Origin of the sequence: Streptomyces caniferus (assembly GCF_009811555.1) — a bacterium.
In the GTDB taxonomy this organism is placed as follows: Bacteria; Actinomycetota; Actinomycetes; order Streptomycetales; family Streptomycetaceae; genus Streptomyces; species Streptomyces caniferus.
Map to the genome: position 1 here is coordinate 428,658 of NZ_BLIN01000001.1, position 18,184 is coordinate 446,841.

At 69.4% G+C, this 18,184-nt stretch carries 12 protein-coding genes and 2 pseudogenes; 5 read left to right on the top strand and 9 right to left on the bottom strand.

Annotated features, from left to right (window positions below):
- The first annotated feature begins 138 nt into the window (after positions 1-138).
- Positions 139-2,586, top strand: a complete 2,448-nt coding sequence (locus tag Scani_RS01705; RefSeq protein ID WP_159469261.1) for a DNA gyrase/topoisomerase IV subunit A — start codon at positions 139-141, stop codon at positions 2,584-2,586.
- Between the two features lie 59 nt (positions 2,587-2,645).
- Here the strand turns inward: Scani_RS01705 and Scani_RS01710 are convergent, their stop codons facing one another.
- Together Scani_RS01710 and Scani_RS01715 are read right to left on the bottom strand one after the other, a co-directional pair.
- Positions 2,646-3,752: a CobW family GTP-binding protein gene (locus Scani_RS01710; protein WP_159469263.1), complete on the bottom strand. Its 1,107-nt coding sequence runs from the start codon at positions 3,750-3,752 to the stop codon at positions 2,646-2,648.
- A 122-nt stretch (positions 3,753-3,874) separates the two neighbouring features.
- Positions 3,875-5,044, bottom strand: coding sequence for a citrate synthase/methylcitrate synthase (locus tag Scani_RS01715; protein ID WP_159469265.1), 1,170 nt, complete (start codon positions 5,042-5,044; stop codon positions 3,875-3,877).
- Positions 5,045-5,157: 113 nt separating this feature from the next.
- Here Scani_RS01715 and Scani_RS01720 point away from each other — a divergent pair, with 113 nt between their 5' ends.
- From Scani_RS01720 to Scani_RS01735, 4 genes are all read left to right on the top strand, one after another.
- Entirely contained in the window at positions 5,158-6,405 is a 1,248-nt protein-coding gene (locus tag Scani_RS01720) for a citrate synthase (protein ID WP_159469267.1), read from the top strand.
- Positions 6,406-6,602: 197 nt separating this feature from the next.
- On the top strand, positions 6,603-7,622 hold the full coding sequence (locus tag Scani_RS01725) for a ferredoxin family protein (protein WP_159469269.1): 1,020 nt from the start codon (positions 6,603-6,605) through the stop codon (positions 7,620-7,622).
- A gap of 1,125 nt (positions 7,623-8,747) precedes the next feature.
- On the top strand, positions 8,748-10,403 hold the full coding sequence (locus tag Scani_RS01730; protein ID WP_159469271.1) for a sensor histidine kinase: 1,656 nt from the start codon (positions 8,748-8,750) through the stop codon (positions 10,401-10,403).
- A complete protein-coding gene (locus tag Scani_RS01735; protein WP_159469273.1) occupies positions 10,400-11,074 on the top strand; it encodes a response regulator in 675 nt (224 codons plus the stop codon). Before Scani_RS01730 ends, Scani_RS01735 begins: the two co-directional genes overlap by 4 nt.
- 151 nt (positions 11,075-11,225) lie before the next feature.
- On the opposite strand, the gene Scani_RS01740 is transcribed toward Scani_RS01735, so the two are convergent.
- The 7 genes and pseudogenes from Scani_RS01740 to Scani_RS01765 form a co-directional block, all read right to left on the bottom strand.
- Positions 11,226-12,830, bottom strand: coding sequence for a monocarboxylic acid transporter (locus Scani_RS01740; RefSeq protein WP_159469275.1), 1,605 nt, complete (start codon positions 12,828-12,830; stop codon positions 11,226-11,228).
- Positions 12,827-13,330: a DUF485 domain-containing protein gene (locus Scani_RS01745; protein WP_159469277.1), complete on the bottom strand. Its 504-nt coding sequence runs from the start codon at positions 13,328-13,330 to the stop codon at positions 12,827-12,829. The genes Scani_RS01740 and Scani_RS01745 overlap by 4 nt, the downstream gene beginning before the upstream one ends.
- Positions 13,331-13,425: 95 nt before the next feature.
- Positions 13,426-14,111 (bottom strand): annotated as a pseudogene (locus Scani_RS01750) (response regulator transcription factor).
- A pseudogene (locus tag Scani_RS01755) lies at positions 14,108-15,272 on the bottom strand (sensor histidine kinase). The pseudogenes Scani_RS01750 and Scani_RS01755 overlap by 4 nt, the downstream one beginning before the upstream one ends.
- A gap of 27 nt (positions 15,273-15,299) precedes the next feature.
- On the bottom strand, positions 15,300-15,593 hold the full coding sequence (locus tag Scani_RS41925; RefSeq protein ID WP_308686547.1) for a hypothetical protein: 294 nt from the start codon (positions 15,591-15,593) through the stop codon (positions 15,300-15,302).
- Positions 15,581-15,787: a hypothetical protein gene (locus Scani_RS41930; protein WP_308686548.1), complete on the bottom strand. Its 207-nt coding sequence runs from the start codon at positions 15,785-15,787 to the stop codon at positions 15,581-15,583. Before Scani_RS41930 ends, Scani_RS41925 begins: the two co-directional genes overlap by 13 nt.
- 155 nt (positions 15,788-15,942) lie before the next feature.
- Positions 15,943-18,063, bottom strand: a complete 2,121-nt coding sequence (locus Scani_RS01765) for a DNA gyrase/topoisomerase IV subunit B (protein ID WP_159469279.1) — start codon at positions 18,061-18,063, stop codon at positions 15,943-15,945.
- Between the last annotated feature and the right edge of the window lie 121 nt (positions 18,064-18,184).

Genomic DNA, 18,184 nt, shown 5'->3' on the forward strand with positions numbered 1-18,184 from the left:
GCGGTCCACAATGGTCCGCGTCAGACTCAGACATACTCGCGGGTCGATCCCCAGCTGGTTGACCCGACTGGTTGACCGTTGTTCCGATGTCGCCTCCCGGCATCGGCACTAGACGCAGCAGAAGGAGCCGCAGCCGCGATGGCCCGCCGCAGCACGAAGACCCCGCCGCCGGACGACTTCGAGGAGAGGATCCTCGACATCGACGTCGTCGACGAGATGCAGGGTTCCTTCCTCGAGTACGCGTATTCGGTCATCTACTCGCGCGCCCTGCCGGACGCCCGCGACGGTCTCAAGCCCGTGCACCGCCGCATCCTGTACCAGATGAACGAGATGGGGCTGCGACCCGAACGCGGCTACGTCAAGTGCGCCCGCGTCGTCGGTGAGGTGATGGGTAAGCTCCATCCGCACGGCGACGCGTCGATCTACGACGCCCTGGTGCGCATGGCGCAGCCGTTCTCGATGCGGCTGCCGCTCGTCGACGGCCACGGCAACTTCGGTTCGCTGGGCAATGACGACCCGCCCGCCGCGATGCGGTACACCGAGTGCCGGATGGCCTCCGCGACCTCCCTGATGACGGAGTCCATCGACGAGGACACCGTCGACTTCTCGCCGAACTACGACGGCCAGGAGCAGGAACCGGTCGCCCTCCCTGCCGCATATCCGAACCTCCTGGTCAACGGCGCATCCGGCATCGCCGTCGGTATGGCGACGAACATGCCGCCGCACAACCTGGGCGAGGTCATCGCCGCCGCCCGCCATCTGATCAAGCATCCGAACGCCGATCTCGACACCCTGATGCGCTTCGTGCCGGGTCCGGACCTGCCGACGGGCGGCCGGATCGTGGGCCTCGGCGGCGTACGGGACGCGTACGAGAAGGGCCGCGGCACGTTCAAGATCCGCGCGACGGTCACGGTGGAGAACGTCACCGCGCGCCGCAAGGGCCTGGTCGTCACCGAACTCCCCTTCACCGTCGGCCCCGAGAAGGTCATCTCCAAGATCAAGGACCTGGTCGGTTCGAAGAGGCTCCAGGGCATCGCGGACGTCAAGGACCTCACCGACCGCGAGCACGGTCTGCGGCTGGTGATCGAGGTCAAGAACGGCTTCAACCCCGAAGCCGTCCTGGAGCAGCTCTACAAGCTCACGCCGATGGAGGAGTCCTTCGGCATCAACAACGTCGCGCTGGTGGACGGCCAGCCGCTGACGCTGGGCCTCAAGGAGCTGCTGGAGGTCTACGTCGACCACCGCTTCAACGTGGTGCGGCGACGCAGCGAGTTCCGGCGCAGCAAGCGCCGCGACCGCCTCCACCTGGTCGAGGGCCTGCTCGTGGCTCTGGTGGACATCGACGAGGTCATCCGCCTCATCCGCTCCAGCGACAACAGCGCGCAGGCCAAGGAGCGGCTGATCGAGCGGTTCTCGCTGAGCGACATCCAGACGCAGTACATCCTCGACACCCCGCTGCGCCGGCTGACCAAGTTCGACCGTATCGAGCTGGAGTCGGAGCGTGACCGGCTGCAGGACGAGATCGAGAAGCTGACGCAGATCCTGGAGTCGGACGCCGAACTGCGCAAGCTGGTGTCCGGTGAGCTGGCCGCGGTCGCGAAGAAGTACGGCACGGACCGGCGGACCGTTCTGCTGGAGTCGGCGGGCACCTCGGTCGGCGCGGTGCCGCTGGAGGTCTCGGACGACCCGTGCCGGGTGCTGCTGTCCTCGACGGGACTGCTGGCGCGCACGGTCACCGGGGACGTAGCCTTCGACATCGACGCCAAGCGCGTCAAGCACGATGTGATCCTCTCGGCGGTGCCGGCGACGACCCGAGGCGAGGTGGGCGCGGTGACGTCCCTGGGCCGGCTGCTGCGGATCTCGGTGATCGATCTGCCGCAGCTCCCGGAGACCGCGGCGGCGCCCAGCCTCTCCGGTGGCGCGCAGCTCTCGGAGTTCCTGACCCTGGAGGAAGGCGAGGAGCTGATCTGTCTCACCACGCTGGACGAGTCCTCGCCGGGTCTGGCGCTCGGCACGGAGCAGGGCGTCGTCAAGCGGGTGGTACCCGACTACCCCGCCCACAAGGAAGAGTTGGAGGTCATCACCCTCAGGGACAGCGACCGCATCGTGGGGGCGGTCGAGCTGCGCACCGGTGAGGAGGACCTGGTCTTCGTCACCAACGAGGCGCAGTTGCTGCGCTATCCGGCCTCGCAGGTACGGCCGCAGGGCCGGCCCGCGGGCGGTATGACGGGCGTCAAGCTGGGCGAGGGCGCGAAGGTGATCGCGTTCGCCGCGGTCGATCCGGCCGCCGAGGCCATGGTGTTCACGGTCGCCGGCTCGCACGGCACGCTGGACGACTCGGTGGCGACGGCCAAGCTGACGCCGTTCGACCAGTATCCGCGCAAGGGACGGGCGACCGGCGGCGTGCGCTGTCAGCGGTTCCTGAAGGGCGAGGACGTCCTCGTCCAGGCCTGGGTCGGGACGGCTCCGGTGCGGGCCGCGGATGCCAAGGGCAGCCCGGTCGAGATGCCGGCGGTGGATCCGCGACGGGACGGCTCGGGTGTGCCGCTGCTGAAGCCGGTAGCGGCGCTGGCGGGGCCGGTGTAGTCAGCGCATGTGACAGCCGCGGGTGACGCCGTCGGGCCGAGGAGATCGGCCCGACGGCGTCACCCGTCTTCGGGGTCCTCGTGCGCGGCCACGTACCGCAGCACGCCCCACATGCTGTTGGGGTCGGCCTCCGACGGTGCACTGTCGCGGCAGTTGTCCAGCTCCTTGTGCAGGGCCGGTGTGTCGATGCCGCTGCCGATCATGACGAGCTGGGTGCACCGTTCCTCGCCCTTCGGCCAGGGCGCGGGGTAGAAGCGCAGGAAGTCACCGACGGCGTGCACGGTGAACTTCTGGCGGTTCTCCGGTACGTCGAAGTGGACGAAGCCCTTGATGCGGTAGAGGCCGGCGGGGCGGCTGTCGAGGAAGTCCATGAGCCGACGCGGGTGCATCGGCTCGACGGAGGTGAACTCCACGCTCTGATAGGCGGCATGGAGGTGACTCGCGTGGTGGGTGTGGCCGGAGTGGTCGCACTGGTCGTCCGAGCCGTGCCCGGGCTCCCCGTTCTCCGCGGCCTCGCGCAGCAGGTCCTCGAAGGACAACTGCCGCACCGCCGCGTGGTGGTCCTCCCCCGGTCCGCGGTCGAAGAACAGCTCGGGGTCGACCCGCCCGTACGCCGTGCAGATGACGGGCCGGCCGGGAGCGAGGCCCGACAGCGTGTCCATGAGGTGGTTCCGCGCGGCCTCGCCGATGCGGTCGGCCTTGTTGAGCACCACGATGTCGGCGATGCCCACATGCCGGTCCAGTTCGGGATGCCGGGCCCTGGTGTCGTCGAACTCCGCAGCGTCGACGACCTCGATCAGCCCGCCGTAGACGATCCGGTCGTTGTCGCTGGCAAGGATCATCCGGATGAGTTCCTGCGGCTCGGCCAGCCCGCTGGCCTCGATGACGATCACGTCGATCCGGGCGGCGGGGCGGGCCAGGCGCTCCAGGTAGGTGTCCAGTTCGCTGGTGTCGACCGCACAGCACAGACAGCCGTTGCCGAGCGAGACCATCGAGTCCACCTGCCCGGCGACGGTCATGGCGTCGATCTCGATGCTGCCGAAGTCGTTGACGATCGCGCCGATACGGGTGCCGTCGCCGTTGCCGAGGAGATGATTGAGCAGCGTGGTCTTGCCCGACCCAAGGAAGCCCGCGAGCACGACGACCGGGATCTGTTGCGTGGCCAAGGGGCCCCTCCATGGTGCGGGTGGCGGGCCGCGCGGACCGGCGGCAGACGAGCTGTCGATCGTAACGGAACGCCGACGGCACGAGCCCGGCTCCGCCCCCGCACCGCCTACGCCCCTCCCGGCTAGCAGGAGGCGACGGCGGGCAGCGCTTGCGGCGGGGGCGGGCCGACGTAGCGGGCCGCGGGGCGAATGATCTTCGAGTCCTCGGCCTGCTCCAGGATGTTGGCGCTCCAGCCCACCACACGGGCCGCGCAGAAGGTGGGCGTGAACATCTCGCGCGGCAATCCGCACAGCTCCATGACCACCCCCGCGTAGAGCTCCACGTTGGTGTGCAGCTCACGGCCGGGCTTGAGCTCCGCCAGCAGCTCTTCGACCCTTGCTTCCACCTGGACGGCGAATTCCACCAGTGGCCCACCCAGCTGCTGGGCAATCCCGCGGAGCATCCTGGAGCGCGGGTCCTCGGTGCGGTAGACGGAGTGCCCGAACCCCATGATCCGTTCCCCGCCCAGGACGCGTTCGCGGATCCAGGGATCGATGCGGTCGGGTGTGCCGATGGCGTCGAGCATGTCCAGGGCGCGGCTGGGCGCACCGCCGTGCAGCGGCCCGGAGAGCGCGCCGACGGCACCCACGAGGCAGGCCGCGAGATCGGCGCCGGTGGAGGCGATGACGCGGGCGGTGAAGGTCGACGCGTTGAAACCGTGGTCGATGGTGGAGATCAGGTACGCCTCGATAGCCCGGACCCGGTCGGGCTCCGGCTCGTCGCCGGTCAGCATGTAGAGGTAGTTGGCGGCGTAACTGAGATCCGCCCGAGGCTCGACGGGCTGCAGGCCCTGACCGAGCCGGTGCAACGCGGTGACCAGGGTCGGCACGGCGGCGCACGCGGCGAGCGCGTCGGCACGTCGGCGGTCCGGGTCGAGGTCGTACAGCGGCCTGAGGCCGACCGTCGCACCGAGCAGGGACAGCGCGGTGCGCAGCCCGGCGAGCGGGCCGGAGAGCACGCCGGCATGGGCGAGGGCGGGCAACGCATCGCGCACGGCCGCCGGCAGCGTGCGCAGAGCGGCGGTCTCCGCGCTGAACGCCTTGAGCTGCGCGGCGTCGGGCAGCTCCCCGTGGAACATCAGGTGCCAGACGTCCTCGAACGTACGGGCCGTCGCCAGCTCCACGGCGGAGTACTGGCGGTAGTGGTAGAAGCCCTCGGTGCCCCGGACGTCGCCCACTTGGGTCTCGGTGACGATGACGCCCGAAAGCCCGCGGGGCACGTCGATCGGTGTGGTCGCCTGGGCGCTCGCCATGGCAGATCTCCTTGCTCTTCCTCACTCGAATATTGATCCGACTGTCTATGCTTGACTCAAGTATTGTCAACATTGATTGAGTCAATATGGATGAGCCTGGATACGGTGACCCCATGGCGGATCGAGACACGGCGCAGGACATTGGCGGGCAGCGACTGAGCACCCGTGAGACAGCCGACCGGCTGGGCGTGAAACCGGAGACGGTGTACGCCTATGTGAGCCGCGGCCAGCTGACCAGCCGCCGCGAGCCGGGCGCCCGCGGCAGCACCTTCGACGCGAAGGAGGTCGATGCGCTCGCCCGCCGCGCAGGCCGCCGCGAACCGACCGCCTCCGTAGGCGAGTTGGCGATCCGCACGGGCATCACGCTGATCGACCGCGACCATTGCTATTACCGAGGCGTCGACGCCTCGGAACTCGCCGCCCACTACAGCTACGAGGAAGTAGCCGAGTGGCTGTGGACCGGTGAACTGCACCCCGGCACCCACTTCACGGCGCCACAGGACGCACTCTCCGCCACCCGCCGCGCCGTACAGGCGCTGCCGGCCCACAGCGGACCGATGGACCAGCTACGGGTCGCCTTGATCGCCGCGGCCGCCGCCGACCCGCTCCGTTTCGACCTGTCCGAGGACACCGTTGTCGGAACCGCCCGCAGCCTCATCCCCACCCTCGTCGACGCCTTGCCGTCGCACACCCCGAAGCAGTGCGCCGCGGACTCCCTCGCCACCCGCCTCTGGCCACGACTGACCTCAAAGCCCGCCGACCCCGCGGCACTGCGCGTCCTGGACGCCGCACTGGTCCTGCTCATCGACCACGACCTCGCCGCTTCGACCTACGCGGTACGGGTCGCCGCCTCCGCCCGCGCCCATCCGTACGCGATCGTCTCGGCCGGCTTCGGGGCACTGGACGGTGTGCTGCACGGCGCCGCAAGCGGACTCGCCCACCGGATGCTGAAGGAGGTATTGGACCGGGGCAGCGCCGCTGCCGTCGTCGCCGACCACCTGCGGGCGGGCCGCCGGGTTCCTGGCCTCGGGCATTTCCTGTACCCGGCCGAGGACCCGCGGGCCACCACCCTGTTCCGACTCCTGGAGGACGTACCGCAGGCCCGCCCCGCCCTGCAGGCCGCCCGTCAAGTGATCACCACCACGGCCCGGCACACGGATCTGCAGGCCAATGTCGATCTGACACTGGCCGTACTGTCCGTCTCGACACAGATGCCGGCGGAGGCAGGCGAGACCATCTTCGCCATCGCCCGCACCGCTGGCTGGATCGCCCACGCCCTGGAGGAATACGCCGAACCGCCCCTCCGCATGCGCCCCAGCGGCCAGTACCACGGCCCCCGCCCGCCCCAGCCACTGCCGTGACAGGAGGCTGCCGCAGGGTGGGTCGCACCGGAAGGAGCCAGGCTTCCGACGACCCCGGCTCGATGGCGCATGCCTGGCGTTACCGAACCTCACGCGACGGGCCACCGGCCATCGCCTGGCGGAATTCCGTCCACATTGCCCCGACCGGACCCCCACCCGGAATCCGGCACGGATCAGATGAGGTTAGGCTCACCTATGTGAGTACCTGCGCCACCACTTCTCGTGAATCGGCCGAATCTCTCGCCGGGACCGCGGCCCCTGCCCGAACCTGGCTGCTCATCGAGCAGCCGGGACCCTGGGGCGCCCATGCGCTGACGGACAGTCACCTCGACCCTGACGTCGGCCGGGCCTTGGAGGCCGCGGCAGAGGGTACGGGAGTACGCGTCGCCCTGATCCGCCGACCGGGGCGCCATGCCGACCGCCACGGCGCGCCCCGGCGGCGGCTGTTCCTCGCCCACACCGCGCCGGGACGCTCCTGGATCCGTACGACCACCGTCACCGACCCGCAGGCGGCCCTCGGGCTGAACTTTGCAGCCCTGGGAGCGGGAGAGCATCACGGCGTCTGGGAGCCGTACCTCGGTGAGCCGCTGGTCCTCGTGTGCACCAACGGCAAGCGGGACCGCTGCTGCGCCCTGCTCGGCCGCCCGCTGGCCGCCGAGCTCGCCGCCGGCGGCACCGAGGCCTGGGAAGTCACCCACATCGGGGGACACCGCTTCTCCCCCACCCTTTTCGTCCTCCCCTACGGCTACGCCTACGGACGGGCCTCGGCCCCCCTGGTCAAGGAGGCCGTGGAGTCGGCGCGCAGCGGACGGATCACGGTGGGCCACGCCCGCGGCCGCTCGACCTGGGACCGGCCGGGCCAGGCCGCCGACCTCGCGGTCCGTGAGCTGATCGGGGAGGATCTGGCGGACGCACTCGACGTCGTACGGACCGACACGGTGTGGCCCGAACCGAAGCCGGCCGACAGCTTGACGTCCGGCAGTGCGGCCATCCCCGCAGCCTCCGCCGCCTGGGCGGTCACCGTTGCGCACTCCGACGGCCGCACCTGGCGAGTGATCGTCGAACAGCGGACCGATGGTGCTGCGGCGCCCGCCAGCTGTGGTGCGCCGCTCGGTCCACCTGCGCGTATGGCGATTGTCTCGATCACCACGGCGAGTGTCTCGCTCGGCGCCTCGAGCGGCACGCCTCAGAGGACGCCCCAGCCCGTCGGCAGGTGACTCGGCAGACTCCGCCCGGCTCTCACCGGGCCCACCACCACCCTGGGCTCCCCCGCCCCGCGTTTCCGCTTCGCCAGACAGACTCGGACCCTCATACGTTCCGAGCGGCCGCCCTTCCGGAAGTCGGCGGTCACTGCGCCCGCATGAGGCACCGCTGTTAGCGCGGATGTCGCCCAACAGTGGGCGACTGCCCCACGACCAGCTGAGACGGCAGACCAATCGCACCGACCAGCTACGTCGGGTCCGCCTGCCCTCGGCCCGTCGGCCGAACGGCACGTAACCCGCCCTCCTCCACGACCTGCGCCACACCCCGTGACGCTCCCCCGTAGACCGCATGCCTGCTCCCTCCCCCGCGCGCCATCGCGCGCCTCGCAATGCCCCCGGCCGGCCCCGCACGGGACGTACCCGTCCGCTCACCATGCGAGATTACGCACGCACAATCCGCGACCAAAAGGCCTGTGGATAACGTGTCCAGCCGCGCTCCCCACCCCCTTGGCACGCACTTGTCCTGCTCCTTCGTCGCGGATGTCAGCCGTCTGCCAAGGTCGGCAAGTGACGGCGACCAACGCCCCAATGGCATCTGCTAGAGACCGCACGAATGCACGGATGAGGCGAGACCCGCGAGCCCCTAGCGGACAAACCGGCGGAGCGGACGCGAGCCTCGATCTCGCCCTTGCGGTGTGATTGCCATTGCCGTGGCGTGGGTGGCCGCGATGGTGTGAGCGTTTCCCGCGTTCGCCGCAGCGCAGCCGATGGCACGAGTTCCATGCCGCGGATCGTGCTCCCCGCGGAGCTACCTTCCAGTCGCCACCCGGACACCCTCCGAATTCACCCCGCCAGGGATTACCGGCCAGCCCATCCCCACGCTTACTGTTCGTTCGTATGGGCGAGAAGGAAGCATCGGTTCCACGCCCGAGCGCCGCGGAGCCCTCGGGTTCCGCGCCATTCCCCACCGAGTCGCCCGCCGGCACCACCGTTGGCGAGCCGGTCAGCAGCGCACACACACCTGACGGTCGGCCGACTCCCGATATCCCGGTCGCAGCTCCCCACGGACCGACCGACCGCGCAGCTCGCCGGACGAGGCCGCGGCTGGGATGGCCGCAGCGGGTCTTCTCCCAGGTACTGATGGTGCAGCTGGCCATCGCCACCGGTGTCATCGCCCTGGCGACCGGCCTGTTCCTCGCCCCGCTCAGTGCCCAGCTCGACGATCAGGCTATGCGCCGCGCTCTCGCGATCGCGCAGACCACCGCGGCCGAGCCCCGGCTCGACGACGCGTTGGAGTCCTCCCGTCCGACGCGCCACGGCCCCGTGCAGAACGAGGCGGAGCGGATTCGCGCCGGCACGGGCGCCGAATACGTGGTGATCATGGACAAGCGGGGCGTGCGCTGGTCCCATACCGACCCGGATGAGATCGGACGCCACGTCTCGACCGATCCCAGCGTCGCCCTCTCCGGCCAGGAGGTGATGCAGATCGACGAGGGCACTCTCGGCCGGTCCGCGCGCGGCAAGGTGCCACTCCGCGACGAGGACGGCAAGGTCGTCGGTGCCGTCTCCGTCGGCATCGCCTACGAGAGCGTGCAGGAACGGCTGCTCTCCACCGTCCCCCAGTTGCTGGCCTACGCGGGCGGGGCGCTGGCCGTGGGCGCGCTCGCCGCCTATCTCGTCGCCCGCCGGCTCCAGCGTCGCACCCACGACCTGGCGTTCTCGGACATCTCCGCGCTGCTCGTCGAGCGGGAGGCGATGCTGCACGGCATCCGGGAAGGGTTCCTCGCGCTCGACAAGAACGGCCGCATCCGCCTGATGAACGACGAGGCACAGCGCCTCCTGGACCTCCGTGCCGACGACACCGGCCGTCCCCTGGACGCGGCTCTGCCTCCCGGCCGCACAACGGACGTCCTGGCCGGCCGCGTCTCAGGGGCGGACCTACTGGCTGTCAGCGGGCACCGGGTCCTTGTAGCGAACCGCATGCCGACCGACGACGGTGGCGCTGTGGTCACCCTGCGCGACCGTACCGAGCTGGAGCGGCTGGGACGTGAGCTGGACGGCACCCGTGGCCTCATCGATGCCCTCCGCGCCCAGGATCACGAACACGCCAACCGGCTGCACACCCTCCTCGGCCTGTTGGAGCTCGGGCTGCACGAGGAGGCAGTGGAGTTCGTGACGCAGGCGGTGGGCGTCCATCGGGCGACCGCCGAGCAGGTCACCGAGCGCATCCACGATCCGTTGCTGGCGGCCCTGCTGGTGGGAAAGGCCACCGTCGCCACCGAGCGTGGCGTCTCCCTGAGCATCTCGCCCCATACACACCTGCCCGATCGCCTGGTCGACCCACACAGTCTGGTCACCATCCTCGGCAACCTTGTCGACAACGCACTGGACGCCACGTCGGGTGAGCGCGACGCGCAACTGGAGGTGGAGGTCCGCGCCGAGGGCGACACCGCCATAGTGCGTGTCAGCGACAACGGCCCGGGCGTGCCCGAGGAACGTCGTGCGGAGATCTTCACCGAGGGCTGGACGACCAAGGATCCGCCGCCCCACGGGCAGCGCGGCATCGGCCTGGCCCTCGTACGGCGTCTCGCTGAGCGTTATGGGGGCAGCGCCGAGGTCAGCGAGCGCGCCGGTGGTGGTGCGGTGTTCACCGTGACCGTCCCCGACGCGCTGTCCGAGGAGCTTTCCGGAGCACGTGGAACAGGGCCCCAGGAGGCAGTCACGGGCGCCCTCTCCTCCAGACGGGCCGAGGCGGGCACTCGTCGCCACGAAGACGCCACGGAGGCCGGCCGATGATCGACGTACTGGTCGTGGACGACGACGTGCATGTCGCGAAGATCAACGCTGCCTATGTCGCCAAGATCGAGGGCTTCCGTGTCAGTTGCCTCGCGCACACGGCCGCTGACGCGCTTGCCGCCGTGGAGACGCACCCCGTCGATCTGATCCTTCTGGACCACTACCTTCCCGACCGAACAGGACTGCAACTGGTCGGCGACCTACGGCGGCGCGGCCTGTTCACCGACGTCATCATGGTGACGGCAGCTCGCGATATCGCCACCGTGCAGGCCGCGATGCGCCACGGTGCGCTGCAATACCTGGTCAAGCCGTTCACGTTCGCAGGACTGCGCTCCAAGTTGATGAGTTACGCAGCCCTGCACCGTACGTTTGCGGGTGGCGGGCAGGCGGAGCAGTCCGAAGTGGACCGGATCTTCGGGGCTTTGGGTGCCGCCAACGCGGGCTCGGCCGAGTTGCCGAAGGGACATTCCACCGCCACTGCCGACCGTGTGCGCTGGGTGCTGCGCTCCGCCGACGCCCCGCTGTCGGCGCAGGACGTCGCGCTCCAGGCGGGGCTGAGCCGGCAGACCGCGCAGCGCTACCTCAAACTGCTGGAACGCGCCGGACGGGTGCGCCTCACGCTCAAATACGGCGAGACCGGCCGCCCCGAGCACCGCTACGAGTGGGTGTAGTCAGAGCACCAGACGCCACGCGCAGGCAACGTGCACCGGGAACCCGGTACACGCCGGCGGGGCGTCACAACCGCGCCCTACCCGGCTGTCACGCCCCGCCCCGTTCACTCCAGGGTCAGAGCGAGTTCGGCCCTAAACCCATCAAACGGCCCTAAGCGGCCCCCGCCCCCGTCAGCGCCCGCACCTCCGTCTCGGCATGCCGTGCCTCATCGGCGGCCTCCGGGGAGAGCACCGTTCCCAGCCAACCCATCAGGAAGCCCAGTGGGATCGATACGACACCGGGGTTGTCGAGCGGGAAGAAAGCGAAGTCCATGCCGGGGAAGAGCGACTCCTGGTTGCCGGAGACCACCGGCGAGAGGACGACCAGGGTGATCGCCGGAATCAGGCCGCCGTATACGGACCAGACCGCGCCCCGGGTGGTGAAGCGGCGCCAGAAGAGCGTGTACAGCAGGACCGGAAGGTTGGCCGATGCGGCCACGGCGAAGGCCAGCCCCACCAGGAAAGCGACGTTCAGGTCCTGGGCGAGCAGGGCGAGCCCGATCGCGACCGCGCCGACGGCCACCGTTGCGATACGTGCCACGGCCACCTCGGCTCGCTGGGCGTCCTGCGCGGTGCCGCGTGGACGTCGTAGCGAGGCATACAGGTCGTGCGCGACGGAGGCCGACGAAGCGAGCGTGATACCGGCGACGACAGCCAGGATGGTGGCGAACGCTACGGCGGCAACCACGGCGAACAGCACCGTGCCGCCCGTCGAACCGGCGCCGCCTCCCAGGTCGAGGGCGAGCAGCGGGACTGCGGTGTTGCCGGCCGTATTGGATGTCCGCACGGCGTCACTGCCGAGCACCGCCGCGGCACCGAAACCGAGCACGATGGTCATCAAGTAGAAGCCACCGATCAGCCCGATGGACCAGACGACCGAGCGACGAGCGGAACGGGCCGTGGGGACGGTGTAGAAGCGGGAGAGGATGTGCGGCAGCCCGGCGGTGCCCAGGACGAGCGCGATGCCGAGGCTGATGAAGTCCAGCCGAGAGGTCCAGCCGGCACCGTATTTGAGGCCCGGGGCGAGGAAGTCACGTCCGTGTCCGCTGCGTTCGGCGGCGGTGTTCAGCAGTGCGTTGAAGTCGCCGTGGAACCGGACCAGTACCAGGACGGTCAGGGCAATGGCACCGCCCATGAGAAGCACGGCTTTGACGATCTGGATCCAGGTCGTGGCGCGCATCCCGCCGAAGGCGACGTAGACCACCATCAGGGCACCGACCCCGATCACCATCCAGGTACGGGCCTGCTGGCCCGCGCCCCCCAGGAGCAGGGCGACAAGGCTGCCGGCCCCGACCATCTGCGCCACCAGATAGAGCACCGAGACCGTGACGGAGGCCGCACCGGCCGCGATGCGGACAGGGCGTTCCCGCATCCGGGCTGCGACGACATCGGCGAGAGTGAACCTGCCGCAGTTGCGGACCAGTTCGGCGACGAGGAAGAGGACGACGAGCCAGGCAACGAGAAAGCCGACGGAGTACAACAGGCCGTCGTAGCCGAAGAGGGCGATCAGTCCGGAGATACCGAGGAAGGAGGCAGCGGACATGTAGTCACCCGCGATGGCGAAACCGTTCTCTATCGGGGAGAAGAGCCTCCCGCCCGCGTAGAACTCCTCGGCGGAGCCGTGCCGACGACGGCTCACCCAGGTGGTGATCCCCAGGGTGACGGCGATGAACACGCTGAACAGGACCAATGCGAGGGTCTGATGGTCATCGGTCACCGGACGTTCCCTCCGGTGAGTTCCTGGGTTTCCCAGCGGATGTCGAGGGCCGCGCTGTCCCTGCGCATCCGGGCGTGGCGCGCGTAGGCCCAGGTGAGCAGGAACGTGGTGGCGAACTGACCGAGTCCGGCAAGCATCGCGACGTTCAGGGCACCGGCGACGCGGTGCGCCATGAGGCCGGGTGCGGCGGTGGCCGCGATCACATAGGCGAGGTACCAGGCCAGGAAGCCCGCCGTACCGGGCAGCACGAAACGCCGGTAGCGGCGACGTACCTCCTGGAAAGCCGCGCTTCTTTGCACCGCAAGGTAGACCTCGTCATGCAGCGCGGACCTTTGGTCCGGCACCGGGGCCGGGCGGGGTGGCTGCACGCCGCCCCACTCGCCCGCTGTCTCTGCAGCGCCCTCCACCTCGCCCCACCCGGAGGCGAGAGCGTCGTACCAGGGGTCGTCGAGCCGTACGCCCCCTGGCTCACCGGCCGAGCGGCCGTCCTGCTTGTCCACCGAACTCTCCTTGGTGCACGGGGCTGTTGTCCGTGCGACCCAAGGTTGGACAGAAAGGAAGATCCGGGACGCTTCATTCCGAACCCTTCACCCCATCAGGTGATGGGCCGTCCCGGCGGCTGTGCCAGCCCGTGGCGGTACGCGTAGTGGATGGCTTGGGCCCGGTCCCGCAACCCGGCTTTGGCGAAGAGATTGTTGATGTGGGTCTTCACCGTCGCGGTGGAGACGTGCAGCATCCCCGCGATCTCCGGATTGGACTGGCCCTCGGCGACCCGTCGCAGCACCTCCAGCTCGCGGGCCGTCAGGCCGTCCGGCGCCTCCTCCGACGGTTGTGGCACGGGTCGTACAGGCTCCGTGAAGCGCTCCAGCAACCTGCTCTGGATCTTGGGCGACAGACCGGCCTCTCCCGAGAGCACGTCGTCGATGGCGCGGACGATCTCGTCGCCGTCCGCGTCCTTGGTCAGGTAGCCACGGGCCCCGGCCTGCAGGGCAGGAAAGAGCGAGTCGTCGTCCGCATAGTGGTGAGCACCACGACCTGGGTACCGGGGTGCTCCGTGCGGACACGCCGGGTGGCCTCGACACCGTCACAGCGCGGCATCCTCAGATCCATCAGCACGACGTCGGGGTCGAGTTCGGCGACGAGGCGGACCGCGTCCGCGCCGTCCGCGGCCGAACCGACGACCTCGATGCCCGGCAGCAGTCCCAGCAGCATCACGATTCCCTCGCGCACCACCGTCTGGTCATCGGCGACCACCACCCGTGTCACCCTGCGTGCCGTCATGCAGGCACCCGCAGCCGCGCCACGAAGCCCTCCTGATCGGGGCCGGAATCCAGCGTCCCACCGAGGAGTTCGGCGCGCTCCCGCATCCCGAGCAGACCGTACCCGGAGCCGCTGTTCGCGAGGTCGCCGGCCTTTCCGCAGCCGCCGAAATCACGCACCTCCAGCCCACGTCGTCCCTCGCGCACTCCAGCCGCACGCTCACCCGTGCTCCCGGGGCGTGCTTGCTCACGTTCGTCAGCGCTTCCTGGGCGACCCGGCGGACCGCGAGACCCGCCTCCGCCGGAAGGGCGCGTCCCTCACCCGCCACCTCCAGCCGAACGCCCTCAGAGGCCGTCAGACGGCGCAGGAAGTCCTCGACCGGGCCATCTCCCCACGCAGCGCGGAGAGCGCCTCACGGGTCCAGTCCAGCCCTTCACGGGCCATCCCTCGGCACGCCACCACCCGCTCCAAAAGCTGGTCACGGTCGGCCTCGAGATCGGTGCTGCGCTGGATCAGCAGTCGCGCCGCCTCCAGGTGCACCAGCTGGGCGCTCAGGCTGTGGGCGAGGACGTCGTGGATCTCGCGTGCGATCCGCCCGCGTTCCGTGAGCGCCGCCGATTCGGCCTCCGCCTTGCGGGCAGCGCGTTCCTGGGCCAGCAGCCGCTGGGTGTTGCCGCGCGCCTCGGCATCCAGCCGTACGACATAGCCCGCCAGCGCCAGACCCACGGTCGTCGCGGCGGTCGCGATCCAGTAATCGTGGTTCATCACTGCGAACGCGCCCAGGGCCGCAGCGGAGCACGGCACCGCGACGCTCAGCGGAAGCCGCTCCATGGCGATGACGGCGCAGGCGCACCACAGGACACTCGCGGGCGTACGCGCCCCGGCGAACGCGAAGCCGAAGGCGACCACCTCCAGTACGGCGAACAGCCCGATGGACGGCCATAGACGGCGTGCCAGCGTCATACGGAAGAAGCCGCGGAAGACCAGGATGCTGGTGGCCAGACCGGCACACGCCGCCACCCGGCCCCAGCCGGTGAAGCCCGGCCCCGTGAGGGTGATCCACACCAGGACCGCGACCACCACGACACGCACCGCTCGGCCGATCCACACCCGGGCGCCGCTGATGCCCTCACGGGACAGCGACTCCCGCAGTGGCCAGCTCGTCCAGGAGTTCAGCGCCACGTACGGTCCTTTCTGGGGCGCAGGGCATCAGCCCGCAACAGGGACACGGTACGTCTGCTGCATGGCCTGGGCCCTCCAGGTGGTGACACCGGTACGAGCCAGCAGCATCGCGGCAACGGAGAGCATGGTGGCCGCACTGCCCTGATGTATCCCCATGGCCGCCACCAGGCCCATGAGGCCGAGCCGCAGCACCATGCCGCCCAGCCACACGCCGGCCGCCGCCCAGCCTCCCTTGCTCCGCACCGTGCCGTCCGCGTCCGTCCAGATGCGTGTCGTCCAGGACCAGCCGACGCCGCAGGCCAGCCCGATCAGGACCTCCACACCGACAGGACGGCAGACGCCGTGTGGTGCCCGGGGTCCAGCAGGCCGGACTGCCGCACCGCCATGACCACCAGAACGACCGGATTCAGCCACCCCTTCTTGCCCTCCGACGTGACCCGCTGCGCCGTGAACTGCCGGATGAGCACCCATGCAACCGCCGCGGTGATCACAACGATGTTGAGCAAGCCACTCATGATCCAGGCCCTCCTGGGACGGAAATTCGACGTTTCCGACGCTACGGAGCAGCACCCACGGACGGATCGGAGCCAGGGTGGGGACCGGGTGGAAATGGCGACGGGCGCCCGTCCGCCCTGGGGTGGAGAGGCGCCCGTCGGGAGCTGCGGCCCGGTCAGGTGTCGATGCGCGATCGGTCCAGAGTGGAAGCAGAGTTGGTGATGAACTCCTTACGGGGGGCGACTTCGTTGCCCATGAGGAGGTCGAAGGCCTTCTCCGCCGCTTCGAGATCGCTGATGTTGATGCGACGCAAGGTCCGGTGGCGCGGGTCCATGGTGGTCTCGGCGAGCTGGTCGGCGTCCATCTCGCCCAGACCCTTGTAGCGCTGGATGCTGTCCTTGTAGCGGACCTTCTTTCGCTGGAGCTCGAGCAGCGTCTGGCGCAGCTCGTTGTCCGAGTAGGTGTAGATGTACTTGTCCTGGCCCTTTTTGGGGTTGATCAGTTCGACCCGGTGCAGCGGCGGTACGGCGGAGAAGACCCGGCCCTGCTCGACCATGGGCCGCATATAACGCTGGAAGAGCGTCAGCAGCAGGCAGCGGATGTGCGCGCCGTCGACATCCGCGTCGGCCAGGAAGATGACCTTGCCGTAGCGGGCGGTGTCGATGTCGAAGGTGCGGCCGGATCCGGCCCCTATGACCTGGATGATGGCGCCGCACTCGGCGTTCTTGAGCATGTCCGAAACCGACGACTTCTGGACATTCAGGATCTTGCCGCGGATCGGCAGCAGCGCCTGGAACTCCGAATTCCGTGCCAGCTTCGCGGTACCCAGCGCTGAGTCGCCCTCGACGATGAAGAGTTCGCTGCGGTCGACGTCGTCACTGCGGCAGTCCGCGAGCTTGGCCGGCAGCGAGGAAGACTCCAGCGCCGTCTTCCGCCGCTGGGCCTCCTTGTGCTGACGGGCGGCGATGCGCGTACGGGCCGCGGCGACGATCTTCTCCATGACGGAGCGGGCCTGCTGCTTGTCGTCCCGCTTCGTGGAGGTCAGGAACGCCTTCAGTTCCTTGCTCACCACCTGGGCGACGATCCGCGAGGCTGCGGAGGTGCCGAGCACCTCCTTGGTCTGGCCCTCGAACTGCGGCTCCGCGAGTCGTACGGTCACGACGGCGGTGAGGCCCTCCATGGCGTCGTCCTTGACGACGTCGTCCTCGGCGACGCGCAGCAGCTTGCTGGACCGCAGCACCTCGTTGACCGTCTTGGCGACCGACCGCTCGAAGCCGGAGACATGGGTGCCACCCTTGGGCGTCGCGATGATGTTGACGAACGACTTGACCGTCGCGTCGTAGCCGGTACCCCAGCGCAGTGCGATGTCGACGCCCAGTTCCCGGGTGACCTCGGTGGGTGTCATATGACCGCGGTCGTCGAGGACCGGCACGGTCTCCTTGAAGGTGCCCTGGCCGGTCAGCCGGAGCACGTCGCAGACGCCCTTGTCCTGCGCGAGGTACTCACAGAACTCGCTGATGCCGCCGTCGTAGCGGAACGTCTCTTCTGTCTTGCCGGCGCCGTCGATGCCCCGCTCGTCACGGACGACCAGCGTCAGGCCCGGCACCAGGAACGCGGTCTGCCGGGCACGGGCGTACAGCGTCTCCAGGGAGAGCTTGGCGTCCTTGAGGAAAATCTGCCGGTCTGCCCAGTAGCGCACCCGGGTGCCGGTCTTCGTCTTGGCGATCCGCTTGCCCTTGAGCAGGCCGTTGCCCGGATCGAAGGGGGCGTCGGGGCCCGATTCGGTGAAGATGCCGGGGACGCCGCGACGGAAGCTGATCGAGTGTGTCTTGCTGCTGCGGTCCACCTCGACGTCGAGCCGGGCCGAGAGGGCGTTGACGACCGAGGCACCGACGCCGTGCAGACCGCCGGAGGCCGCATAGGAGCCACCACCGAACTTTCCGCCGGCGTGCAGCTTGGTCATCACGACCTCGACGCCACTGAGGCCGGTCTTGGGCTCGACGTCCACGGGAATGCCGCGGCCGTTGTCCCTGACCTCTACCGACCCGTCGCCGTGGAGGATCACCTCGATGTGGTCGCAGTAGCCGCCCAGCGCCTCGTCGACGGAGTTGTCGATGATCTCCCACAGGCAGTGCATCAGGCCGCGACTGTCCGTCGAGCCGATATACATGCCGGGGCGCTTCCGGACGGCCTCGAGCCCCTCGAGGACGAGCAGATGCCGCGCGGTGTAGTTGGAACCGTCCCGGTCTGCCCCGGTCAGCACTGCGGTGGACGGCACGGACATCTCGGCGGTCACGCGGTTCGCTCCTCGCTGAATTTCTGGCAGCCCGCATTCCGCGGACTCGGTTGTGGCGGTGTCGCCCGTCAGAGGGTACCGAGGCCTGGTAGAGCCGATGTGACGCCACCCGTACGCATGC

What these genes read in the sequence shown, in the direction of transcription:
- Scani_RS01705 (WP_159469261.1), top strand. Translation starts at nt 139, where the DNA reads ATGGCCCGCCGCAGCACGAAGACCCCGCCGCCGGACGACTTCGAGGAG.
- Scani_RS01720 (WP_159469267.1), top strand. Translation starts at nt 5,158, where the DNA reads ATGGCGGATCGAGACACGGCGCAGGACATTGGCGGGCAGCGACTGAGC.
- Scani_RS41930 (WP_308686548.1), bottom strand. Translation starts at nt 15,787, where the DNA reads ATGAGTGGCTTGCTCAACATCGTTGTGATCACCGCGGCGGTTGCATGG.
- Scani_RS01715 (WP_159469265.1), bottom strand. Translation starts at nt 5,044, where the DNA reads ATGGCGAGCGCCCAGGCGACCACACCGATCGACGTGCCCCGCGGGCTT.
- Scani_RS01730 (WP_159469271.1), top strand. Translation starts at nt 8,748, where the DNA reads ATGGTGCAGCTGGCCATCGCCACCGGTGTCATCGCCCTGGCGACCGGC.
- Scani_RS01735 (WP_159469273.1), top strand. Translation starts at nt 10,400, where the DNA reads ATGATCGACGTACTGGTCGTGGACGACGACGTGCATGTCGCGAAGATC.